The sequence below is a fragment of the Vibrio sp. St2 genome (genome assembly GCF_947311885.1).
Classification (GTDB): Bacteria; Pseudomonadota; Gammaproteobacteria; order Enterobacterales; family Vibrionaceae; genus Vibrio; species Vibrio coralliilyticus.
Genome location: NZ_CAMZNA010000005.1, coordinates 106,991 through 126,097, shown reverse-complemented (window position 1 = coordinate 126,097; position 19,107 = coordinate 106,991). Strand labels below are relative to the sequence as shown.

Below are 19,107 nucleotides of genomic sequence, written 5' to 3'. Positions count from 1 at the left end.
CATTTTTGCAACAACATACTGTTCTTTAGCAACATTATTTGAGTTGGCTAAACGCCTACTTATGCTGCATGAATGTAGAAAGTGTCTTCAGCCGACACATAGGAGTAAACATGATTGATGTAGTCGATCTGTCGCGGTTGCAGTTTGCGCTCACTGCGATGTATCACTTCCTCTTCGTACCATTGACTCTGGGTATGGCTTTCCTTCTCGCCATCATGGAATCTCTGTACGTAATGACGGACAAGCAAATCTACAAGGACATGACAAAGTTCTGGGGTAAGCTTTTCGGTATTAACTTCGTACTTGGTGTTGCCACCGGCCTGACCATGGAATTCCAGTTTGGTACTAACTGGTCTTACTATTCTCATTATGTCGGGGATATCTTCGGGGCTCCACTGGCCATCGAAGCTCTGGTTGCCTTCTTCCTTGAGTCCACTTTCGTTGGCCTTTTCTTCTTCGGCTGGGACCGACTGACAAAACGACAACACTTAGTTGTAACTTGGTTAGTCGCATTGGGTTCTAACTTCTCGGCACTGTGGATCTTGGTTGCAAACGGCTGGATGCAAAACCCAGTTGGCGCAGAATTCAATTTTGAAACCATGCGAATGGAAATGGTGAGCTTTGCTGAGGTTGTACTTAACCCAGTTGCTCAGGTGAAATTCGTACACACAGTAGCTTCTGGCTATACGACAGGCGCGATGTTTATTCTTGGCATCAGTTCTTACTACCTATTAAAAGGTCGTGACATCGCTTTCGCTCGTCGTTCATTCGCCATCGCTGCCTCTTTTGGTATGGCGGCAATCCTGTCTGTAATCGTGCTTGGTGACGAATCTGGTTATGAACTAGGTGAAGTGCAGAAAGTAAAACTGGCAGCAGTTGAAGCTGAATGGCACACCGAACCAGCACCAGCCGCTTTCACTTTGTTTGGCCTGCCAAATCAGGAAACCATGCATACTGATTACGCGATCAAGATTCCTTACGTCATGGGCATCATCGCAACTCGTTCTTTGGATGAGCAAGTAACAGGTCTACGTGATCTTCGTGATGAACACGTTGACCGTATTCGCACTGGTATGTACGCCTATGAACTGCTTGAAAAGCTTCGTGCAGGCGATAAGTCAGAAGAAAACATGACTGCCTTTGATGAAGTGAAAGGCGACCTAGGTTACGGCCTTCTTCTGAAGCGTTACACAGAAAACGTAGTTGATGCGACTGAAGATCAAATCCAAGCGGCGGCGGATGATTCTATCCCAACAGTTTGGCCACTATTCTGGTCGTTCCGAATCATGGTTGCGTGTGGCTTTATCATGCTATTCGTATTCGGTGCCGCATTCATCCAGACTTGTCGCCAGAAGATCGAGCAAAAACCATGGGTACTAAAAGCCGCGTTGTTGAGTATTCCACTGCCTTGGATTGCTATCGAAGCAGGTTGGTTTGTTGCTGAATTCGGTCGTCAGCCATGGGCTGTGGGTGAAATTCTACCTGTACATGTGGCGGCATCTGCACTCACCGCTGGAGAAATCTGGACGTCACTGTTTGCAATCTTGGCGCTATACACCGTCTTCCTGATTGCAGAAGTGTACTTGATGCTGAAATTTGCTCGCAAAGGTCCTAGCAGCCTGAAGACAGGTCGTTACCACTTTGAGCAAAACGCTGACTCTGTTGAAGACAAAGTTAGTCGTCAAGTAGACGCGTAAAGCAAGGAGAAACATATGTTTGAATACGAAATCTTGCGACTTATCTGGTGGGTTCTGATCGGTGTTCTCCTGGTAGGTTTCGCAGTGACTGATGGCTTCGATATGGGTGTTGGCGCGCTAGTACCTGTAATCGGAAAAAATGATACTGAACGTCGTGTGATGATCAACTCGATCGCACCTCACTGGGAAGGCAACCAAGTTTGGTTGGTGACAGCGGGTGGTGCTCTATTTGCTGCATGGCCTTTAGTTTACGCAACGTCGTTCTCTGGATTCTATCTGGCGATGATTCTAACGTTGGCTGCTTTGTGGCTAAGACCGTTGGGCCTCTCTTATCGCTCAAAGATTGAAGATACTAAGTGGCGTCAAACGTGGGATATTTGTATTTCTATCAGTGGCTTCGTTCCACCAATTATCTTTGGTGTGGCGTTTGGTAATCTACTACAAGGTGTACCATTCCAGTTGACTGAATTTTTGATGCCAACGTATCACGGTTCATTCTTTGGTCTGTTAAACCCATTCGCATTGTTATGTGGCTTAGTTAGCTTGTTCATGATCTTAATGCAGGGCGCTACTTGGCTACAGATGAAGACCACAGACGAAGTTCACGCTCGCTCACGCAGTGTTGCACAAATCATGGGTCTACTAACGGTTGCGACTTTCGTTGCTGCTGGTTTCTGGGTTCAAAACATTGAAGGCTACGTGATTACCAGCGCTATTGACCATAATGGCGCGTCTAACCCACTTGCTAAAGAAGTAGTTCGTGAAGCGGGTGCTTGGATGAACAACTTCGAGCAGTACCCGTTGATGTGGATTGCTCCGACGCTGGGTGTAGTGATGTCTCTTGTTACTGTACTGGCTTCACGTCTTGAGCGTGGTGGTATCGCATTCTTTGCTTCAAGTCTAGGTAATGCAGGTATTATTTTCACAGCGGGTCTGGCGATGTTCCCATTCATCATGCCTTCTGATTTGATGCCTAACCACAGCCTGACCATGTGGGATGCAACGTCATCTGAATTGACGCTCAACCTAATGACAGGTGTAGCCTTTATCATGGTGCCTGTTATCTTGGCGTATACAATTTGGACTTACTACAAGATGTTCGGTCGTCTGGACAGAAAGTTCATTGAAGACAACAAAAACTCACTTTACTAAGGAGCTATTACTATGTGGTATTTCGCATGGATTCTAGGTGTACTACTTGCTTGCGCATTCGGTATCATCAATGCTCTTTGGCTAGAGCACTCAGAAATGATGGATAAAGACAGTGAGTAATCCCGCTGAGCAGGTAGCTAAGCTGCATGCGCCAATGGATAAGGCTCTGTTTAGAGCCTTATCGCTGATTCTTGGTTTTTATCATGTTGCTATGGTGATGTGGGATCCGGAGCAGTATTCAGCTTCAATAGGCGGTTTCAATGCACTGATCTCACCGCTGATGATTTGGGCAATTTGTTCCAGCATGATCTTTGGCTTGAGCTTCAAACCAAAAAACTGGTATTGGCAAGTATTATTCAGTCCTTATTTTTCCTTAACGATTCTAATTTATTTAACTCTAATACGTGTTTTGTAAATTGAACTGACTGAAAATTATCCACTAATTAGTCACAATAGCGCCACTATTTGATAGCTGGCGCTATTTTTTTGTTTCAATCTTTGAAAACCTCCATTAACCCTTGCATAAACGGCAATGAGTTGCGTTATAGTAAAGCACCTCAATTGTTAGAAAGGGATTGATGTGCAAAGCGAACCTGCTGTATTTGAGCTGCCTGTAACGGTTTATTATGAAGATACTGACGTCGGTGGGCTGGTATTTCACGCCAATTACGTTAAGTATTTTGAGCGTGGCCGTTCTGAATATCTGTCCAGTATTGGCGTTTCACAATCGACTCTTTTGGAACAAAACATCGGTTTCGTAGTCCGACACATGGACATCGATTTTCTGCAAGGCGCTCGTCTCGAAGACCGTCTAATGGTTAAGACATCAGTTGCAGAAGCGAAGAAAGCAAGCCTTATTTTCTGTCAGGAGATCGTAAATCCTGCCGGTAAAACATTGTGTAAAGCAATGGTTAAGGTAGCATGCATCGATAATGAAAAAATGAGGCCAAAAGCGATCCCTCAATCAATAGTTATGGAGTTTACTCACAGTGACCGCTGATATTTCAATGCTTGACCTGTTTTTGCAAGCAAGCCTGCTCGTAAAAATGGTGATGTTGACCTTGTTAGGTATGTCGATTGTTTCTTGGGCAATGATCATTAAGCGCAGTAAAGTGCTATCCCAAGCTGCGAAAGGAGCTGAAACATTCGAAGATAAGTTCTGGTCAGGCACTGATCTTTCCGTCCTTTATCAAAACGCTAAAAAGCGCAAAGACGAACTGGCAGGAACGGAAGAGATCTTCTACTCCGGTTTCACTGAGTTTGCTCGCCTAAGAAAATCCAACGCTGACTCACCTGACTTCATTATGGAAGGCACTGGCCGCGCAATGCGTGTTGCTGTTGCCCGTGAAGTCGATGAGCTTGAAACCAACCTACCATTTTTGGCAACGGTTGGCTCAATCAGCCCTTACATCGGTCTATTTGGTACAGTTTGGGGCATCATGCATGCCTTTATCGCACTTGGTGAAGTTAAGCAGGCTACTTTAGCGATGGTTGCGCCGGGTATCGCTGAAGCATTGGTTGCAACTGCGATGGGGCTATTTGCAGCGATTCCAGCTGTGATGGCTTACAACCGATTGAGCAATAAAGTGGGTAAGTTGGAACACAACTACGCCACTTTCTCTGAAGAATTCCACAGTATCCTGCACCGCCAAGCGATGGCTGGACGTGATTCTGCCAACAGGGATTAATGGATATGGCAGGCTATCAACCTAAAAAACGTAAGATGACGGCAGAGATTAACGTTGTGCCTTACATCGACGTTATGCTTGTGTTGTTAATTATCTTCATGGTGACGTCGCCTTTCGTAACACAGGGTGTTGATGTTGAGTTGCCAAAAACAGCAACAGCGAAACCTGCATCAGAGCTCGCTGGAGATAGTGATTCAAGCTTCATCATTGTAGAAATTGATCGTGAAGGCAATTTAGGCCTGAGTGTGAACGATGAAGAAGTCATGCGTGGTATTTCGCTGCAGGACGTGATTGTACGTGTGAAAGCAGAACTGTCCTTGAAGCCAGAGTCACCTGTCGCTGTTGGTGGTGATGCAGCGACTCCTTATGCTGAAGTGGTACTGGTTCTGGACGAATTAAGTCGTGCTGGGATCCCTAAAGTGGGTCTTCTTACGGACATAAAGGAATAAGCGCTCTCAGGTTATGAAAGAGACTAAACCAAAGAAAAAGAGTGATTACACCAAGCCGATAGCGATATCTGCGGCTTTGCATGCACTGTTGGCTGTGGCGCTTATTTGGGGAACAGACTTTACCATGTCAAAGCCAGAGCCTTCTGGTCAGATGGTTCAGGCGGTTGTTATTGACCCCAACTTGGTGCGCCAGCAAGCTCAGCAAATTCGCAGTCAACGCGAAGAAGCAGCGAAGAAAGAGCAAGACCGTTTAGATAAGTTGCGCCGCGAAAGCGAGCAGCTTGAGAAAAACCGAAAAGCGGAAGAAGAACGCATTCGTAAGCTGAAAGAGCAGCAAGCACGAGAAGCGAAAGCTGCACGCGAAGCTGAGAAAGCCAGACAGCAGAAAGAAAAAGAGCGCCAAGCCGCTGAAGAGCGAGTTAAGAAAGAGCGCGAACGTGCGGCTAAATTGGAAGCTGAGCGTAAAGCGAAAGAAGAGGCGATCAAAAAAGCGGAACAAGAACGTTTAGCGAAAGAAGCTGCCATCGCTAAAGCAGAGAAAGAACGTGTAGCTCGCGAGAAAGCAGCAAAAGAAGCGGAAGAAAAGGCACGTCGTCAACGTGAAGCGGCTGAAAAAGCTGAAAAAGAACGTATAGCGAAAGAGAAAGCTGCTAAAGAAGCCGCTGAGAAAGCACGAAAAGAGAAAGAACGTTTAGAGCGCTTGGAGCGCGAACGTAAAGAACAAGAAGCCGCTCTAGATAACATCTTCTCTGGTCTAGAAACTGAGGCTGAGCAAAATAGTTCAGCTAGGCAGCAACACGTGAATAGTGAAGCGGATCGATACGGCGCTATTTATACCCAATTGATTCAGCAGAACCTGCTACTGGAGGACAGTTTCAGGGGAAAGTCATGCCGGGTTAACCTGCGCCTGATTCCTACAGGTGCTGGTGCCATTGTCGGTAATCTAAGCGTGCTTGATGGTGACAATCGACTATGTTCGGCGACGCGACGAGCGGTTGCGCAGGTAGGAAGTTTTCCTTTACCTAAAGAGCAAGACGTCATCAATCAGTTAAAGAATATCAATTTAACCGTAGAACCTAAGTCATAAGGAAAAGCTTGTGTTAAAGCGACTAGTATTAGGATGTTTGCTCACAGTGATGAGCGCGTTTCAGGTAGCCAATGCGGCGCTGGAACTTGTGATTACAGACGGCATTGACTCTGCACGTCCGATCGCTATCGTCCCATTTAAGTGGGAAGGTTCAACTAAATTACCTCATGATGTTTCCGCCATTATTGCTTCTGATTTGCAACGCAGCGGTAAATTCAGCCCAGTTGCGACCAGCAAGATGCCGCAAACACCATACAGTGAAAGTGAAATTAACTTTGATGCTTGGACAGGGTTAGGCGTTGATGCGTTACTAACAGGCACTATTTCGCAAAATGCGGAAGGTAACTATGTAATCAACTACCAGTTGGTGGACGTAGTTCGTGGTCAATTAACTCAAGGGCAAAGCAAAGCGCTAAGTACTGATGGCCAGCTCGTGTTGTCTAAAGATCACGTTCTTTTCAACAAGCGTGCAACAGTGCCGGGAGAGCGTATGCGTGAATATGCTCACCGAATTTCAGACTTGGTATACAAAGAGTTAACTGGTGAGCGTGGTGCGTTCCTGACTCGAATTGCTTACGTTGTGGTTAACGATAAAGACAGCTACCCGTATCAACTACGTGTTGCTGACTATGATGGTTATAACGAGCGATTGGTTCTACGTTCTAAGCAGCCACTTATGTCTCCAGCTTGGTCACCAGATGGTAAGAAACTGGCTTATGTGAGTTTTCAAAATGGTCAGGCAGAAATCTTCATCATGAACATCTACACAGGTGAGCGTGAAAAAGTAACGTCATACCCTCGTCACAATGGTGCGCCACGATTCTCTCCTGATGGTAATAAACTCGCTCTCGTGTTGTCAAAAACAGGCAGCCTGCAAGTTTATACATTGGATTTGAAAACCCGCAAGTTGACGCAAATAACACGTGGTAGATCAAATAATACAGAACCATTCTGGCATCCTGATGGCAAATCACTGATCTTTACCTCGGATCGGGGTGGTAAACCTCAAATTTATCAAGTAGATTTGGCAAGTGGTTCAACCAACCGCCTTACCTGGCAGGGTCGCCAGAACCTAGGTGGGCAGATTACACCTGATGGACGATTCCTGGTAATGGTCAATCGTAGTAACTCGGGCTTCAATTTAGCAAAACAGGATCTTGAAACGGGCGCCGTTCAGGTTCTGACAAAAACATTGCTGGATGAATCACCGAGTATCGCGCCAAACGGCGGTATGGTTATTTATAGCTCTATCTTCAATAAAACCAATGTGCTTTCAATGGTTTCAATAGATGGACGCTTTAAAGCTCGATTACCGGCAACAAACGGTCGCGTTCGTGCACCTGCATGGTCACCGTTTTTGTAGCAAGTAATAAGTATCAAAAAGTAAGGAAAATATAACAATGCAACTAAACAAAGTTCTTAAAGGGCTATTGATTGCGCTACCAGTTCTAGCTGTTACAGCATGTAGTTCAAGCGATGACGCAGCTAACGCTTCTGGTTCTGAAACTAACCAATCAACGTCTGGCTCTGCTAACGGTGTTGATACAACTGTAGTTTCACCAATCGGTGAGAACGGCCAACTTTCTGAGCAAGAGCTTAAAGAGCAGGCACTTCGTGAGTCTCAAACAATCTACTTCGCGTTTGACAACGCAACCATCGCTGGTGACTACGAAGAAATGCTAGCTGCACACGCGGCTTACCTAAGCAAAAACCCTGCACTAAAAGTGACTATCGAAGGTCACGCTGATGAGCGTGGTACTCCTGAGTACAACATCGCACTAGGCGAGCGTCGTGCAACTGCAGTTGCTAAGTACCTACAAGCACTAGGTGTTCAAGCAGACCAAATCTCAATCGTGAGCTACGGTGAAGAGAAGCCTCTTCTACTAGGTCAGTCTGAAGATGTGTACGCTAAGAACCGTCGTGCGGTTCTAGTATACTAATCAAGGAAATACCTTATGTTCAGTAACCTTAAGCGCGTAGTTACGCTTACGTTACTGGCAAGTGCAGCGAACACTGTGTTCGCTGCACCAGCTCCAGTATCTGATCTTGGTGGTAGCAACTCTGCACCATCGTCTTCTGCCGTACCGGCAAATGAAACCGAAGTTCAACGCCTCGAACGCTTGTTAGAAAACCGCAATCGCGTTCAGTTGCAAATGCAACAGCAGCTTGATGAAATGGCGTTGGAAATTAGTGACCTTCGTGGTCAGCTAGAAAAGAATAATTACGACATGCAGCAGATGCTGCAGCGTCAGCGCGAATTGTTTATCGAGCTTGATAAGCTTCGCGGCCAGATCAACAGCGCTCCAGCAGTCGATAATGCAGCTAAAGATGACCAAGCGAAGCCTGTTGGTAAATTCAGTACTAATGTGGATGAGCAGACTGCGTATCAGAATGCCGTTGATCTTATCCTTAAGAAACGTGATTACACGGGTGCTATTGCTGCATTCCAGCAATTTCAGAAAGACTTCCCTGACTCAACGTTTGCACCAAACGCCCATTACTGGCTAGGGCAGCTTTATTTTGCTAAGAAGCAGGATAAAGAAGCAGTTAAGAGCTTTGCCTCGGTAGTGTCTTACAAAGACTCGAATAAACGTGCAGATGCTCTGGTTAAACTTGGTGACCTTTCGCAGCGTAACAACAATGCAGTGCAAGCGAAAAAGTACTATCAACAGGTACTTGACGAGTATCCAGATAGTGCGTCTGCAAAACTTGCGGCAGAACGTATTAAGTAGATAAACAAAGGAGCGCAGAGTCGCTCCTTTTCAATACCCTTTGTACAGACATTCCATTCACTATTTACTCAACAAGTAATTCTTGCGGAAACTGGCATCTTGATCTGGGTTAAGGTTACAATACCCGGATTACTGGAAGTTGCGTAGAGCAAGAGCAATGAGCCACATTTTAGATACAATCGAAACTGTTTACCCATTCCCACCGAAACCAACACCGCTGACAGATGACCAAAAGCAAGCGCACATTAAAAACATTAAAGAGCTGCTTAAAGAGAAAGATGCGGTACTTATCGCCCACTATTACACTGACCCTGAAATTCAAGCGCTTGCTGAAGAGACCGGAGGGTTTGTTGGTGATTCACTAGAGATGGCCAAGTTTGGTAACCGCCACCCTGCGAGCACATTGATTATCGGTGGTGTGCGCTTTATGGGCGAATCTGCAAAAATTCTGACGCCTGAAAAACGCATCTTGATGCCAACGCTAGAAGCGGAGTGCTCATTAGACTTAGGTTGTCCAGCGGACAAATTCACAGAATTCTGTGATGCACACCCTGATCACACTGTTGTGGTTTATGCGAACACGTCAGCCGCTGTGAAGGCCCGTGCTGACTGGGTGGTGACGTCAAGTATCGCTTTGGAAATCGTTGAGCATTTAGACGCTGAAGACAAACCTATTATCTGGGGCCCCGATCGCCATTTAGGTTCTTACATCGCCAATCAAACCGGTGCTGATATGCTGTTGTGGCAAGGTGAATGTGTCGTTCACGATGAGTTCTCTGCTGATGCATTGCGTAAGATGAAAGGCCTCTACCCTGAAGCGGCGATTTTGGTACACCCTGAATCGCCAGCGAGTGTAGTCGAGCTGGCGGACGCCGTCGGCTCAACCAGCCAACTGATCAAAGCGGCTAAAGAGCTACCTCAGCAAAAAATGATCGTTGCGACTGATAAAGGTATCTTCTTCAAGATGCAGCAATTGGTGCCTGAAAAAGAACTGATTGAAGCACCTACTGCTGGTGCTGGCGCCACTTGTCGTAGCTGTGCACACTGTCCTTGGATGGCAATGAACGGCCTGAAAGCAATCGAAGAAGCATTGCGCGATGGTGGAGAACAACACGAAATTTTCGTTGATGAAGCATTACGTGTGAAATCGCTTATTCCATTAAATCGTATGCTTGATTTTGCAGAGCAACTGAACATGCAGGTTAAGGGTAACGCTTAAACCCGTACTCTAAGATCCCAAAAGCCAGCTTAATTAAGCTGGCTTTTTTGTCTCTGACTAACCATGTTCTAGTTAAGCAGCCAGTAACTTACTGGGTTATCTGGGCACTGGTATGGCCCGCACTCAACAAACGTCGATAGCATATTGAGTGCCACTACCGATATCGCAAGCAGACACACCCAGCGACCAATATTACTCATTTCGAAAGGCTCAGCATTCCATGCCTCGTTCCACATCATAAGTAGTATCGCGACAGCCAAAATAGTCGCTGAGAACAAGACGAACGCCCAAGTGTAGTAATGCATACCAAAGATAGCGCTGCCATACCCAGGAGTACCAGGGATAACGTGTAATGAGACTTGGCGAAGAGCGGTCGCTGCCCCAAACAGTGCCCCTATCAACACGACACCATAATGTCGTTGCTGTGGACCGTATTTTACGTTGAGCAGAAAGCCAAACATCACCATGACAAAACCAATGCGCTGAAGTAGGCAAAGGGGGCATGGCAGCTCGTTGAGCGAGAATTGGAGGACAAAGCCAATTAGTAAGACTAACGTCATGCCGAAAAGGCCGAGCGTATTAAGAATATTGATTTGATTTCGGTTCATCGTGCTCCCCTTACAGTAAAATAGAAAGAGCGTCGTTGGCATGGTGGTTAAACCAATACAAACCAATCAATATCGATGTGGCAAACAGAATGTAGCCAAGTGACTTTTTGCCGCAGAATGCAAAAAGCATCGCAGTAAAAAGCACTATAAAGATGAAAGACATCATGTGAAAACCCTTACTTTCTTATCTTAATTACAGCGAGTTTAATACTCGTCTATCCCCAACATAGACCTAGCCGATTTGAGATTCGATAGATAAACGCAAAACCTAAGATTGCAGAAAGCGAGTGTCGGTGGGCAAGCAGTTCATTTAAACGTTATTACGCTGATTTTGCTGACTATAACCATATAGAAGTGACAAGGAATCAACAGTTTAATACAGGGAATTGGCTCATCGGTCCTAAGTGAGTTAACCTAGTTAGAATATTGATAGTAATCAGTCGAGTAACAGGAAATATGTCAGTTTGGTTTGTTTTCAAAAAGTGGTTGAAATCACGATTATTCCAGCTGAGTAATCGCAATCTGATCATTTTGCTGCTGGCGTATGTGGCTTTGTCTTGGGGAATGTTGGTAGTTAGTGGTGAAACGGCACTGACTGAAGATATCTCCACTTTTGTCTATTACCTCATGGTCACGGCATCGACAGTCGGATATGGCGATTTGTCTCCGACAACAGCAGCAGGAAAATGGGTGGTGATTTTATTCGTCATACCTGGCGGATTAACCTTATTTGCTGCTCTTGTTGGTAGGTTAGCTTCGGCATCAGTAGATTATTGGCGCGCAGGAATATTAGGAAAACGGAGAGTTGGTGTGGAAAATCATATTCTGCTTTTAGGTTGGAACGGTCAGCGTACTATGCATTTAATTCGTATGCTGCAACATGAAGAAGAAGGGAAACGACCTATCGTATTGTGCAGTAGATCTGATATCGAGAATCCTTTACCAGGAGAAATCGGCTTTGTAAAAGTGACTAGCTACACCGATGAGCAGGAGATGGAAAAGGCATCGGTCGCACAGGCCAGTTGCATCGTGGTCGATAACTTGGAAGATGATATTACGCTATCTGCGGCGCTTTACTCAGCCAACGTGAACCCAAAGGCGCACCTATTAGCTTATTTCAAAGATGAAGCGTTGAGCCAATTGCTCAATCAACATTGCCCGAATGCTGAATGTATTCCAGCCGTTGGAGCCGAAATGCTTGCCAAAGCCGCTGTAGACCCGGGATCTAGCGCTCTTCATCAAGAGCTGCTCGCTTCCACTAGAGGAATGACTCAGTACTCAACAAACTACCCTGAAAGCGCTTCTGCAACAGATGTGCAGTCTATCTTTGTTTACATTAAACGTGTTTACCAAGCGACACTCATCGCGATTGATACGGGAAAAGGAATTGAACTTAACCCCGACTTAGAAACGGTTATCCTTCCAGGAACTAAGTTGTTTTACATCGCAGATGAAAGGATAGATGCTTTTGAGTGGTCATCAATGACGTGAACATCGCGGTTTACAAGAAACAAAAAAGGGTCATTTGGCCCTTTTTTGTTTTGAGTAGTGTTTACTCCGCTTCCACCAACATGGAGCCGCGCATTGCTAGTCCACATAACATAGTTGGGATCGCATTAAATATCTCTTCAAACTGCTCTAAGCCTTCAATACCTTGCTCAGCCAATGTAGCGATTGAAGTCTCTGGGTCGTAAAGCATGCTAAGAGAAAGCAGTACACCGCCAAGAAGGGCGCTGTCTTCGCTGTCTTCAGGCATGATGGTTTCCCAGTCATCTCTGGCTAGCTGCCAGCCTTGCAAAACACCTTCACAGAAATCACGTGCTTCCTGATTAACGATATCCGCTTCATCCAGCGAACATTCGCTTGGCCATACCCACTGGTTTTCTAGTAAAGCAGGGCGGTATTCGTTCCACATTGCAATAATCAATTCAATGTAGGTTTCTAGCTGCTCGCCATCAGAAAAAGGCGCAACTTCTTCTCCACCCCATAGAAAAGGAAGCCACTCTTGAGGCGGCAATACATTGGGTGCAGCAGCCATAGCCGTAACGAAACCTTGAGTTTTTGGCTCGTTGATCAGTCGGTTTTCCAGTTCTGGCTGAGAAAGGATTTCTTGTAGTGTCAAAATGAATACCAAACGGGTTTGATGAAATTGGGCTAATACTAACAGCCAAAACGAGACATAAAAAGGTGGCAGCTTTGTTATCTTCGCTATAATTGGAGTTAAACGGACAAAATTCAAAGGCTTATGGAAATTCGTTCCTCCCTCAAAAGAAAGAGCTTTTTGGCGCTCGCCATGTATATGGCGTTGCTGATTGCGATCATTGGTACTGTGAGCTATTTGGTGGTGGAGCCACCTATTAGGGATCAGTTAGAAAAGAATTTGGACCTGAGAACGCAAATAATAGCCGCTGAGATCAAAGAGCCTTTGAACAGTTCTCTGGGCATACTCCAGAGTGTGGTCAGTATCGGTAATACTCATGAATCGCAGAGCCATCAAGAAGAGATGCTGTTTGAGTTATTTTCGGTTATCGATGGCGTCGCGGTCAGTGGTGGACTTTGGCCAATTCCTTATTCAATCGAGGAAAGCAAAGCTTATAAGAGCTTGTTTTTCAATCGAGCCAGTGATGGGCAGGTAGATCAAGTATTCTCTTGGGATAATCCAGAGTCTGGAGGCTATGACAAAGAATCTTGGTATACCTCTGTTGTTGGTAAGCCAATGGGAACGGTTTCTTGGTCACAGGTGTATATCGATCCTTTTACCCATGTCCAGATGATCACCGCTTCTTCTCCTTATTACGTCGATGATGCTTTCGCCGGTGTAGCAACGGTAGACATATCGCTCGAAAGCCTAGTTGCCTTTGTACGTAAGCATGCCGAAGAGTACGAATTAGGCGTGGTGCTAAAAGACTCTTATGGTGATGTCATTACTGAGCACAACTTCCAGGTAGTGGAGGGAATTTACATCAGTAGTACCGACTTCGGCGATTTTAAATGGTACATCGATGTTGTGAATGCAAACCGCTTGGTAACAGAGCAAGTCTATGATCTAGTCTCTAAAGTCGAAGCTGGCATTATACCGATTATGCTTGCTTGTGTGATGATGGGGTATTTCCTTATCAATCGCTTCCTTATTTCACCCATCGTGATTATTGCTCAGAAAGTTGATGACTCTATAGAAGGAGGCATCATCGATTTACGTTACAACAGTCAAGATGAGATTAAACACCTGATCGAGACATTTAATCAAAAAACCGTATTCTTGGAAGCCGAAAAGCAAAAAGCCCAAGCTTCAACCAAAGCGAAAAGCGCCTTCTTAGCCACCTTATCACACGAGATTAGGACGCCAATGAACGGCGTACTGGGCACTGCTCAGATATTGCTTAAAACAGACTTGAGTGAAGAACAGCAGAAGCACATGAAAACGCTCTATGAGTCTGGCGACCATATGATGACGCTGCTCAATGAAATTCTCGATTTCTCTAAAATTGAACAAGGCCATTTGGAGCTTGAAAACAATCCGTTCCCGCTAGAGGCCATCATTGGCAGTATTAATAGTGTCTATTTTACGCTGTGCTCTGAAAAAGGGCTGCAGTTCAAGGTTTATTCCGAAGTGCCACCTGATCGCTGGTATATGTCAGACAAGGCACGCCTGCGTCAGATACTATTCAACTTGCTCAACAATGCGGTCAAGTTCACCTCACGCGGATATGTTGAGGTGTATTTCAAGGAGGTAGAAAAGCAGGGGCAAAACTACTTAGAAATCAAAGTCCGAGATACGGGAATAGGAATAGCAAAAGAAGCTCAACAAAAGATATTCAAACCTTTCGAACAAGCGGAGTCTTCTACAACTCGCCGATTTGGTGGTACAGGTTTAGGCCTGGCGATCGTCAAGCAGTTATGTGGTCTCATGAATGGTAGCGTGACATTGACCAGTGAACTGGGTATAGGTACCAGTTTCGATGCTCTGGTTGCGATGGACCGCTGCGAGCCTCGAAATCAAGACGCCAAAGAGCACCGCAAGTTGAATTACAACGGCCTGACGGCACTGATTGTTGAAGATAACCGGACCAACGCCATCATCATTAACACTTTCATGAGTAACAAAGGTTTTGAGTGTGAAGTGGTAGAAAATGGCGAGTTGGCGATCCATGCGATAGCAAACAATGAATATGACTTAATTCTAATGGACAACCACATGCCAGTAATGGATGGCGTGGAGGCTACTTCTGCAATCCGCTCACTTCCTAGCTCTAAATCTAAAATCCTAATATTAGGCTGCACAGCTGACGTATTTAAAGAAACCCGAGAGCGTATGCTTGGAGTTGGGGTTGATTACATTGTCTCGAAGCCTATTGATGAAAACGAACTTGACGATGCGCTCTATCGATATTCTGAACGTCTTTATCAATATAAACCCACACTATTGAAGAGCTCGAATGCGGAAGATGAAGAGACAGAGTCATTGTTGCTGACGTTCTATATGGCTCTAGAGAATGGTGACCTAGAAGAAGCACAAGAGCATTTTCAAGCCTTGAAAGTGGCGACAACAGGCATTGAAGATAACCACTTGGAAGAAACCCTGAAAGCGATACAGATGAAACTTACACTAGGGGAGGTTCCTTCCCAATCAGATTTGGACGTATTAACGGTTCTGCTAAAAGATTTCTGTAAGTAAATTACTTAATTTTGGTTGCTTTGTGAGCGTTATCAAGATTTATAGCGAATTGCTCTAACTTTTTTACTCAGTTTGGTGGTTTATTTACCACCTTTGGTTTTATTTGAAATCTAAAACTATATAAATCATGAAATAATAGTCTTATATGCCAGTGGTTTGAATTTTATCTAGTTTATATCACTATCTTTGTTGCTTTAATTTGGATTTATATACTGAGGTTTTAAATGAAGCCGCGTGGGCCGTTTTGTATTCGTAATGCCGCAGCAGACACTTTTGCTATGGTGGTATTCTGCTTTATTTCTGGGATGATCATAGAAATCTTTATTTCCGGGATGACGTTCGAACAATCTCTCGCTTCACGAACCCTTTCTATTCCCGTGAATATTGCGATTGCTTGGCCATACGGCATGTTCCGAGACTTCATGCTTAGGCAGGGTGAGCGAGTCTCATCCACAAGTATGATGAAGAGTATGTCCGACTTGCTCGCCTATGTACTGTTTCAATCGCCAGTGTATGCTGCGATCTTGTTTGCGGTTGGCGCATCAAGTGATCAAATCCTAACGGCGGTAACCTCGAATGCAGTGATCTCATGTGGAATGGGTGTCTTGTATGGTTACTTTCTCGATATGTGCCGGAAGTGGTTTAGAGTACCGGGTTACTATCAGCAAGCCTGATTTTGCAGGAAATCTGGTCGAATTAGCCATTAAGTAATCAAACGATTAATGAGTGACGTTTTTTTTCCTCATTAGGCTTGACCTAACCTAATAGAATCATTAAATTAGCGCCTCGTTGGTGAACAAAACCAACCACAATTTGATTCGGTGAGTTGTCCGAGTGGCTGAAGGAGCACGCCTGGAAAGTGTGTATACGGCAACGTATCGAGAGTTCGAATCTCTCACTCACCGCCACATTTTAAAAAAAGACGTCCTAGGACGTCTTTTTTTGTGCTTCAACTTCATAAAATAATCTGCAACTCTCGATACTTGTTTGAAGCTTACCTCGCGAACAAATTTAGCGATTAATACAGAATTCATCCAGATAATTTACCCTCTGATCATATCGATTGATAAAACGGGTTTGGAATAAAATTCATCAGCGGCTAGATATCCACTAAAGTCAAAGAGAAAACGCCCACATTGTTAAGTGAGCTCGACCACGGGTAAGGGGGAGCCTACTATCTTGTTGTCGGGTGAAAAAGGGAAAATAATTTCAATCGTGATACCGTTTGGATCGTCGAAAAAGATCTGATGCTCATTGATTTGCGGGATCACGCGTTCACGAAAAGGAATCTTCAGGTGAGCCAAGTGCCGCTGAGTTGATGCAAGGTGGTGCCCTTTGAATGAGATATGGTCTATGGCCCCTGAGCCTGATTGGCCTTCTTTGCCTCCTAAATAATCCACCAGAGCTTTGGGAGTGTGCCCTTCAGAGAGAGACACTAGATGTAAAATAGGGTTTCCATCATCGTCATACATCCAAGCACCTGGAAAAGCAAATTGAGGGCGAGGGCCGCGCTGTAGCCCAAGAGACTGTTCGAAGAACTGTATGGTTATATCTAGGTTAGAGGTTCTGATGGTAAAGTGATCGATGGCCTTTATACGCATGTGGCTACCTTGTGCTTGAAGGGAAAACGTATACTCCACAATACGTGATCGGTGACGGCAAAGAGAAGGGCAGCTAATCTAAAAACACTTTTCATTCGAACCGAATAATCTATACCTACCCTACCGACACACTAGTCATAGGCTTGTCGAACCCTTGTTCGCTGTCACTTTGCTTATGGTGTCATGCTGTCAACTTCTTGCTCTTGAGTGGAGGGGCTCACCCATTCGGTCACTCATACGTCATTATTTAGCTGAGCCAAATAGTTAATTCAGATTTACACCAATTATCAAACTAACTCTGATCAATATACTGATTCCATGATTACCAGGTCGGCTGGAGTTCGTGAGCAATCATCCCAGTGACCAAGACTTAACTGAGGAACCGATGATGAGCAAACTGTTTGATACAACACAACTAAAGCAACTGGATCTGCAAAACCGTGTTGTGATGGCTCCCATGACCCGAGCGCGCACTAGCCAGCCGGGTAATATACCTAACCCAATGATGGCAACCTATTATCAGCAACGCGCGACCGCGGGCTTAATTATTTCTGAAGCGACACAGATTTCTGACGATTCACAAGGCTATTCTTTCACTCCGGGCGTCTACACCGATGAACAAGTGGCGGGTTGGAAAACCGTGACTCAAGCGGTCAAACAACAAGGCGCAGTCATGTTTTGCCAGCTATGGCATGTGGGTCGAGTATCGCACCCAAGTTTTCAAAACGGCGAGCAACCTATCGCACCATCGGCCCTGAGACCCGTAGATACGCAAGTGTGGATCGCTGACGAGAATGGCAACGGTAATATGGTGGATTGTGTCGAGCCAAGAGCCATGTCTCAGGCGGATATTGACCGAGTGGTGAGCGATTTTGCTTACGCAGCAAAGCGTGCGATTGAAGCGGGTTTCGATGGCATTGAAATCCACGGTGGTAACGGTTACTTGATTGATCAGTTCCTGCGTACAAACTCCAATCACAGAACCGATCAATACGGTGGAACTCAGGCAAACCGCATACGCTTTTTATTGGAGGTGGTCGATGCTGTGAGTGTTGCCATTGGCGCCGATAAAGTCGGAGTACGACTGGCACCTTTCATCACGTTTAAGGATATGAATTGCCCAGAGATTGTCGCGACGATTCTACAGGCGTCTCAGCAACTTCAAGCTCGCGACATTGCCTACTTACACCTGTCGGAGGCCGATTGGGATGATGCGCCAGTTATTCCTGAAAGCTTTAGACAAGAGCTGCGCAACTACTTCACCAACACCATCATTGTCGCCGGCAGTTACACTCAGCAACGTGCGGATGCTGTACTCGAAAAAGGGTATGCAGATTTAGTTGCTTTTGGACGTCCGTATGTTTCTAACCCAGATTTAGTCGCACGCCTAAGGCATCAACAGCCTCTGCAGGATCTGGACGGTGCGACACTGTTTGGTGGTGATGAACGCGGGTATACCGATTACCCCACGTATGGCTAAAGGCACTAGGCTCAACGCCGCTACTTTTAAACAAAATAGGAAAGGACAACAATGAAAAAGATAGCCAAATCCTTACTGGCAGTAGGAATCCTAACGACGAGCTCTGTTCAGGCGTTTGAACTCATGAGCGAAGATATTATTGAAGGCCACCCGATGCAGAAAACCTTTGAGTATCAAGGTTGGGGTTGTGATGGTGACAATATGTCTCCGCAGCTGACGTGGAAGGGTGCGCCTGCTGGGACCAAGAGCTATGCGATTTCTGTATACGATCCCGATGCGCCTACAGGCAGTGGTTTCTGGCATTGGTTGGCGTTTGACATTCCAGCTTCCGTCAAAGCATTACCTCGCGGAGCAGACATTAACAAGTTAGGTGGGACGGAATCACGCATCGACTTTGGCACCACTGGGTATGGCGGTGCATGTCCGCCAGCTGGGGATGGTATGCATCGCTACCAGTTTACAGTTTGGGCGCTGCCTACCGCCAGCTTAGAACTCAATCCACAAACACCCGCGGCTGTGGTCGGGTTTACCTTAAACAGTGTGGCTTTAGGTAAAGCGACATTAACCGCAACCTATACGCGCTAGACAGCACAAAGCTCAGAGCGTATTTCAATTATTGCTTACTCAAAAGGCCGCATACATTACTCATGCCGAATAGTTAAGCCAAAAATGAACGTTTGAACGATCCTACGAAGATATAAAAATCCAAGTGTATTCAT

General features: G+C 45.5%; 21 protein-coding genes and 1 tRNA gene. 18 read left to right on the top strand and 4 right to left on the bottom strand.

Translation table 11 applies throughout. From position 1 onward, the window contains the following. Nucleotides 1–110 precede the first annotated feature (110 nt). The 12 genes from cydA (at nt 111) to nadA (ending at nt 10,024) form a co-directional block, all read left to right on the top strand. Nucleotides 111–1,697 (top strand): cytochrome ubiquinol oxidase subunit I, encoded by a 1,587-nt coding sequence (cydA, locus tag QMA41_RS16080; protein WP_281630154.1) that lies wholly within the window; start codon nt 111–113, stop codon nt 1,695–1,697. A 15-nt stretch (nt 1,698–1,712) separates the two neighbouring features. Next, a complete protein-coding gene (cydB, locus tag QMA41_RS16075) occupies nt 1,713–2,849 on the top strand; it encodes a cytochrome d ubiquinol oxidase subunit II (RefSeq protein ID WP_281630153.1) in 1,137 nt (378 codons plus the stop codon). Nucleotides 2,850–2,861: 12 nt separating this feature from the next. Further along, entirely contained in the window at nt 2,862–2,969 is a 108-nt protein-coding gene (cydX, locus tag QMA41_RS16070; RefSeq protein WP_000270284.1) for a cytochrome bd-I oxidase subunit CydX, read from the top strand. After that, entirely contained in the window at nt 2,962–3,264 is a 303-nt protein-coding gene (gene ybgE, locus QMA41_RS16065; RefSeq protein WP_281630152.1) for a cyd operon protein YbgE, read from the top strand. The genes cydX and ybgE overlap by 8 nt, the downstream gene beginning before the upstream one ends. Nucleotides 3,265–3,429: 165 nt before the next feature. After that, complete coding sequence (gene ybgC / locus QMA41_RS16060) at nt 3,430–3,849, top strand: tol-pal system-associated acyl-CoA thioesterase (RefSeq protein WP_281630151.1); 420 nt, start codon at nt 3,430–3,432, stop codon at nt 3,847–3,849. Further along, entirely contained in the window at nt 3,839–4,537 is a 699-nt protein-coding gene (gene tolQ, locus QMA41_RS16055) for a protein TolQ (protein WP_019275754.1), read from the top strand. The genes ybgC and tolQ overlap by 11 nt, the downstream gene beginning before the upstream one ends. 5 nt (nt 4,538–4,542) lie before the next feature. After that, on the top strand, nt 4,543–4,986 hold the full coding sequence (locus QMA41_RS16050; RefSeq protein WP_006962844.1) for an ExbD/TolR family protein: 444 nt from the start codon (nt 4,543–4,545) through the stop codon (nt 4,984–4,986). A 13-nt stretch (nt 4,987–4,999) separates the two neighbouring features. Further along, on the top strand, nt 5,000–6,073 hold the full coding sequence (gene tolA / locus QMA41_RS16045; protein ID WP_006962843.1) for a cell envelope integrity protein TolA: 1,074 nt from the start codon (nt 5,000–5,002) through the stop codon (nt 6,071–6,073). A gap of 10 nt (nt 6,074–6,083) precedes the next feature. Continuing rightward, nucleotides 6,084–7,436, top strand: a complete 1,353-nt coding sequence (gene tolB / locus QMA41_RS16040) for a Tol-Pal system beta propeller repeat protein TolB (protein WP_031342152.1) — start codon at nt 6,084–6,086, stop codon at nt 7,434–7,436. A gap of 37 nt (nt 7,437–7,473) precedes the next feature. Next, entirely contained in the window at nt 7,474–8,013 is a 540-nt protein-coding gene (pal, locus tag QMA41_RS16035) for a peptidoglycan-associated lipoprotein Pal (protein WP_006962841.1), read from the top strand. A gap of 15 nt (nt 8,014–8,028) precedes the next feature. After that, a complete protein-coding gene (gene ybgF, locus QMA41_RS16030) occupies nt 8,029–8,805 on the top strand; it encodes a tol-pal system protein YbgF (RefSeq protein WP_281630150.1) in 777 nt (258 codons plus the stop codon). A 157-nt stretch (nt 8,806–8,962) separates the two neighbouring features. Beyond that, a complete protein-coding gene (gene nadA / locus QMA41_RS16025; RefSeq protein ID WP_006962839.1) occupies nt 8,963–10,024 on the top strand; it encodes a quinolinate synthase NadA in 1,062 nt (353 codons plus the stop codon). Nucleotides 10,025–10,092: 68 nt separating this feature from the next. On the opposite strand, the gene QMA41_RS16020 is transcribed toward nadA, so the two are convergent. Together QMA41_RS16020 and QMA41_RS16015 are read right to left on the bottom strand one after the other, a co-directional pair. Continuing rightward, the gene (locus tag QMA41_RS16020) at nt 10,093–10,632 is read right to left on the bottom strand and encodes a disulfide bond formation protein B (protein WP_281630149.1); all 540 of its coding nucleotides are present in this window, start codon (nt 10,630–10,632) and stop codon (nt 10,093–10,095) included. Nucleotides 10,633–10,642: 10 nt separating this feature from the next. Next, the gene (locus QMA41_RS16015; RefSeq protein WP_281630148.1) at nt 10,643–10,798 is read right to left on the bottom strand and encodes a DUF5993 family protein; all 156 of its coding nucleotides are present in this window, start codon (nt 10,796–10,798) and stop codon (nt 10,643–10,645) included. A gap of 290 nt (nt 10,799–11,088) precedes the next feature. Between QMA41_RS16015 and QMA41_RS16010 the strand changes: the two genes are divergently transcribed. Beyond that, nucleotides 11,089–12,123, top strand: a complete 1,035-nt coding sequence (locus QMA41_RS16010) for a potassium channel family protein (RefSeq protein ID WP_281630147.1) — start codon at nt 11,089–11,091, stop codon at nt 12,121–12,123. Nucleotides 12,124–12,184: 61 nt separating this feature from the next. On the opposite strand, the gene QMA41_RS16005 is transcribed toward QMA41_RS16010, so the two are convergent. Further along, nucleotides 12,185–12,754: a UPF0149 family protein gene (locus tag QMA41_RS16005; RefSeq protein WP_006962835.1), complete on the bottom strand. Its 570-nt coding sequence runs from the start codon at nt 12,752–12,754 to the stop codon at nt 12,185–12,187. A gap of 123 nt (nt 12,755–12,877) precedes the next feature. On the opposite strand from QMA41_RS16005, the gene QMA41_RS16000 reads away from it, so the two are divergent. The 3 genes from QMA41_RS16000 (at nt 12,878) to QMA41_RS15990 (ending at nt 16,215) form a co-directional block, all read left to right on the top strand. Then, nucleotides 12,878–15,307 carry a hybrid sensor histidine kinase/response regulator gene (locus QMA41_RS16000; protein ID WP_281630146.1) on the top strand — a complete coding sequence of 810 codons (2,430 nt, stop codon included), beginning with the start codon at nt 12,878–12,880 and terminating at the stop codon, nt 15,305–15,307. Between the two features lie 224 nt (nt 15,308–15,531). Continuing rightward, entirely contained in the window at nt 15,532–15,981 is a 450-nt protein-coding gene (locus QMA41_RS15995; protein ID WP_281630145.1) for an L-alanine exporter AlaE, read from the top strand. A 146-nt stretch (nt 15,982–16,127) separates the two neighbouring features. Continuing rightward, nucleotides 16,128–16,215: transfer RNA gene (locus QMA41_RS15990), tRNA-Ser, on the top strand. A 231-nt stretch (nt 16,216–16,446) separates the two neighbouring features. Here the strand turns inward: QMA41_RS15990 and QMA41_RS15985 are convergent. After that, on the bottom strand, nt 16,447–16,908 hold the full coding sequence (locus QMA41_RS15985; protein WP_281630144.1) for a VOC family protein: 462 nt from the start codon (nt 16,906–16,908) through the stop codon (nt 16,447–16,449). A 388-nt stretch (nt 16,909–17,296) separates the two neighbouring features. Between QMA41_RS15985 and QMA41_RS15980 the strand changes: the two genes are divergently transcribed. Further along, nucleotides 17,297–18,388, top strand: coding sequence for an alkene reductase (locus QMA41_RS15980; RefSeq protein ID WP_281630220.1), 1,092 nt, complete (start codon nt 17,297–17,299; stop codon nt 18,386–18,388). A 51-nt stretch (nt 18,389–18,439) separates the two neighbouring features. Next, the gene (locus tag QMA41_RS15975; RefSeq protein ID WP_006962830.1) at nt 18,440–18,973 is read left to right on the top strand and encodes a YbhB/YbcL family Raf kinase inhibitor-like protein; all 534 of its coding nucleotides are present in this window, start codon (nt 18,440–18,442) and stop codon (nt 18,971–18,973) included. Nucleotides 18,974–19,107 lie beyond the last annotated feature (134 nt).

Excerpts from the sequence above, each read along its gene's own strand:
- cydA (WP_281630154.1), top strand. The coding sequence starts at position 111 with ATGATTGATGTAGTCGATCTGTCGCGGTTGCAGTTTGCGCTCACTGCG.
- cydB (WP_281630153.1), top strand. The coding sequence starts at position 1,713 with ATGTTTGAATACGAAATCTTGCGACTTATCTGGTGGGTTCTGATCGGT.
- cydX (WP_000270284.1), top strand. The coding sequence starts at position 2,862 with ATGTGGTATTTCGCATGGATTCTAGGTGTACTACTTGCTTGCGCATTC.
- QMA41_RS16050 (WP_006962844.1), top strand. The coding sequence starts at position 4,543 with ATGGCAGGCTATCAACCTAAAAAACGTAAGATGACGGCAGAGATTAAC.
- tolA (WP_006962843.1), top strand. The coding sequence starts at position 5,000 with ATGAAAGAGACTAAACCAAAGAAAAAGAGTGATTACACCAAGCCGATA.
- pal (WP_006962841.1), top strand. The coding sequence starts at position 7,474 with ATGCAACTAAACAAAGTTCTTAAAGGGCTATTGATTGCGCTACCAGTT.
- ybgF (WP_281630150.1), top strand. The coding sequence starts at position 8,029 with ATGTTCAGTAACCTTAAGCGCGTAGTTACGCTTACGTTACTGGCAAGT.
- nadA (WP_006962839.1), top strand. The coding sequence starts at position 8,963 with ATGAGCCACATTTTAGATACAATCGAAACTGTTTACCCATTCCCACCG.
- QMA41_RS16020 (WP_281630149.1), bottom strand. The coding sequence starts at position 10,632 with ATGAACCGAAATCAAATCAATATTCTTAATACGCTCGGCCTTTTCGGC.
- QMA41_RS16015 (WP_281630148.1), bottom strand. The coding sequence starts at position 10,798 with ATGATGTCTTTCATCTTTATAGTGCTTTTTACTGCGATGCTTTTTGCA.
- QMA41_RS16010 (WP_281630147.1), top strand. The coding sequence starts at position 11,089 with ATGTCAGTTTGGTTTGTTTTCAAAAAGTGGTTGAAATCACGATTATTC.
- QMA41_RS16000 (WP_281630146.1), top strand. The coding sequence starts at position 12,878 with ATGGAAATTCGTTCCTCCCTCAAAAGAAAGAGCTTTTTGGCGCTCGCC.
- QMA41_RS15995 (WP_281630145.1), top strand. The coding sequence starts at position 15,532 with ATGAAGCCGCGTGGGCCGTTTTGTATTCGTAATGCCGCAGCAGACACT.
- QMA41_RS15985 (WP_281630144.1), bottom strand. The coding sequence starts at position 16,908 with ATGCGTATAAAGGCCATCGATCACTTTACCATCAGAACCTCTAACCTA.
- QMA41_RS15980 (WP_281630220.1), top strand. The coding sequence starts at position 17,297 with ATGAGCAAACTGTTTGATACAACACAACTAAAGCAACTGGATCTGCAA.
- QMA41_RS15975 (WP_006962830.1), top strand. The coding sequence starts at position 18,440 with ATGAAAAAGATAGCCAAATCCTTACTGGCAGTAGGAATCCTAACGACG.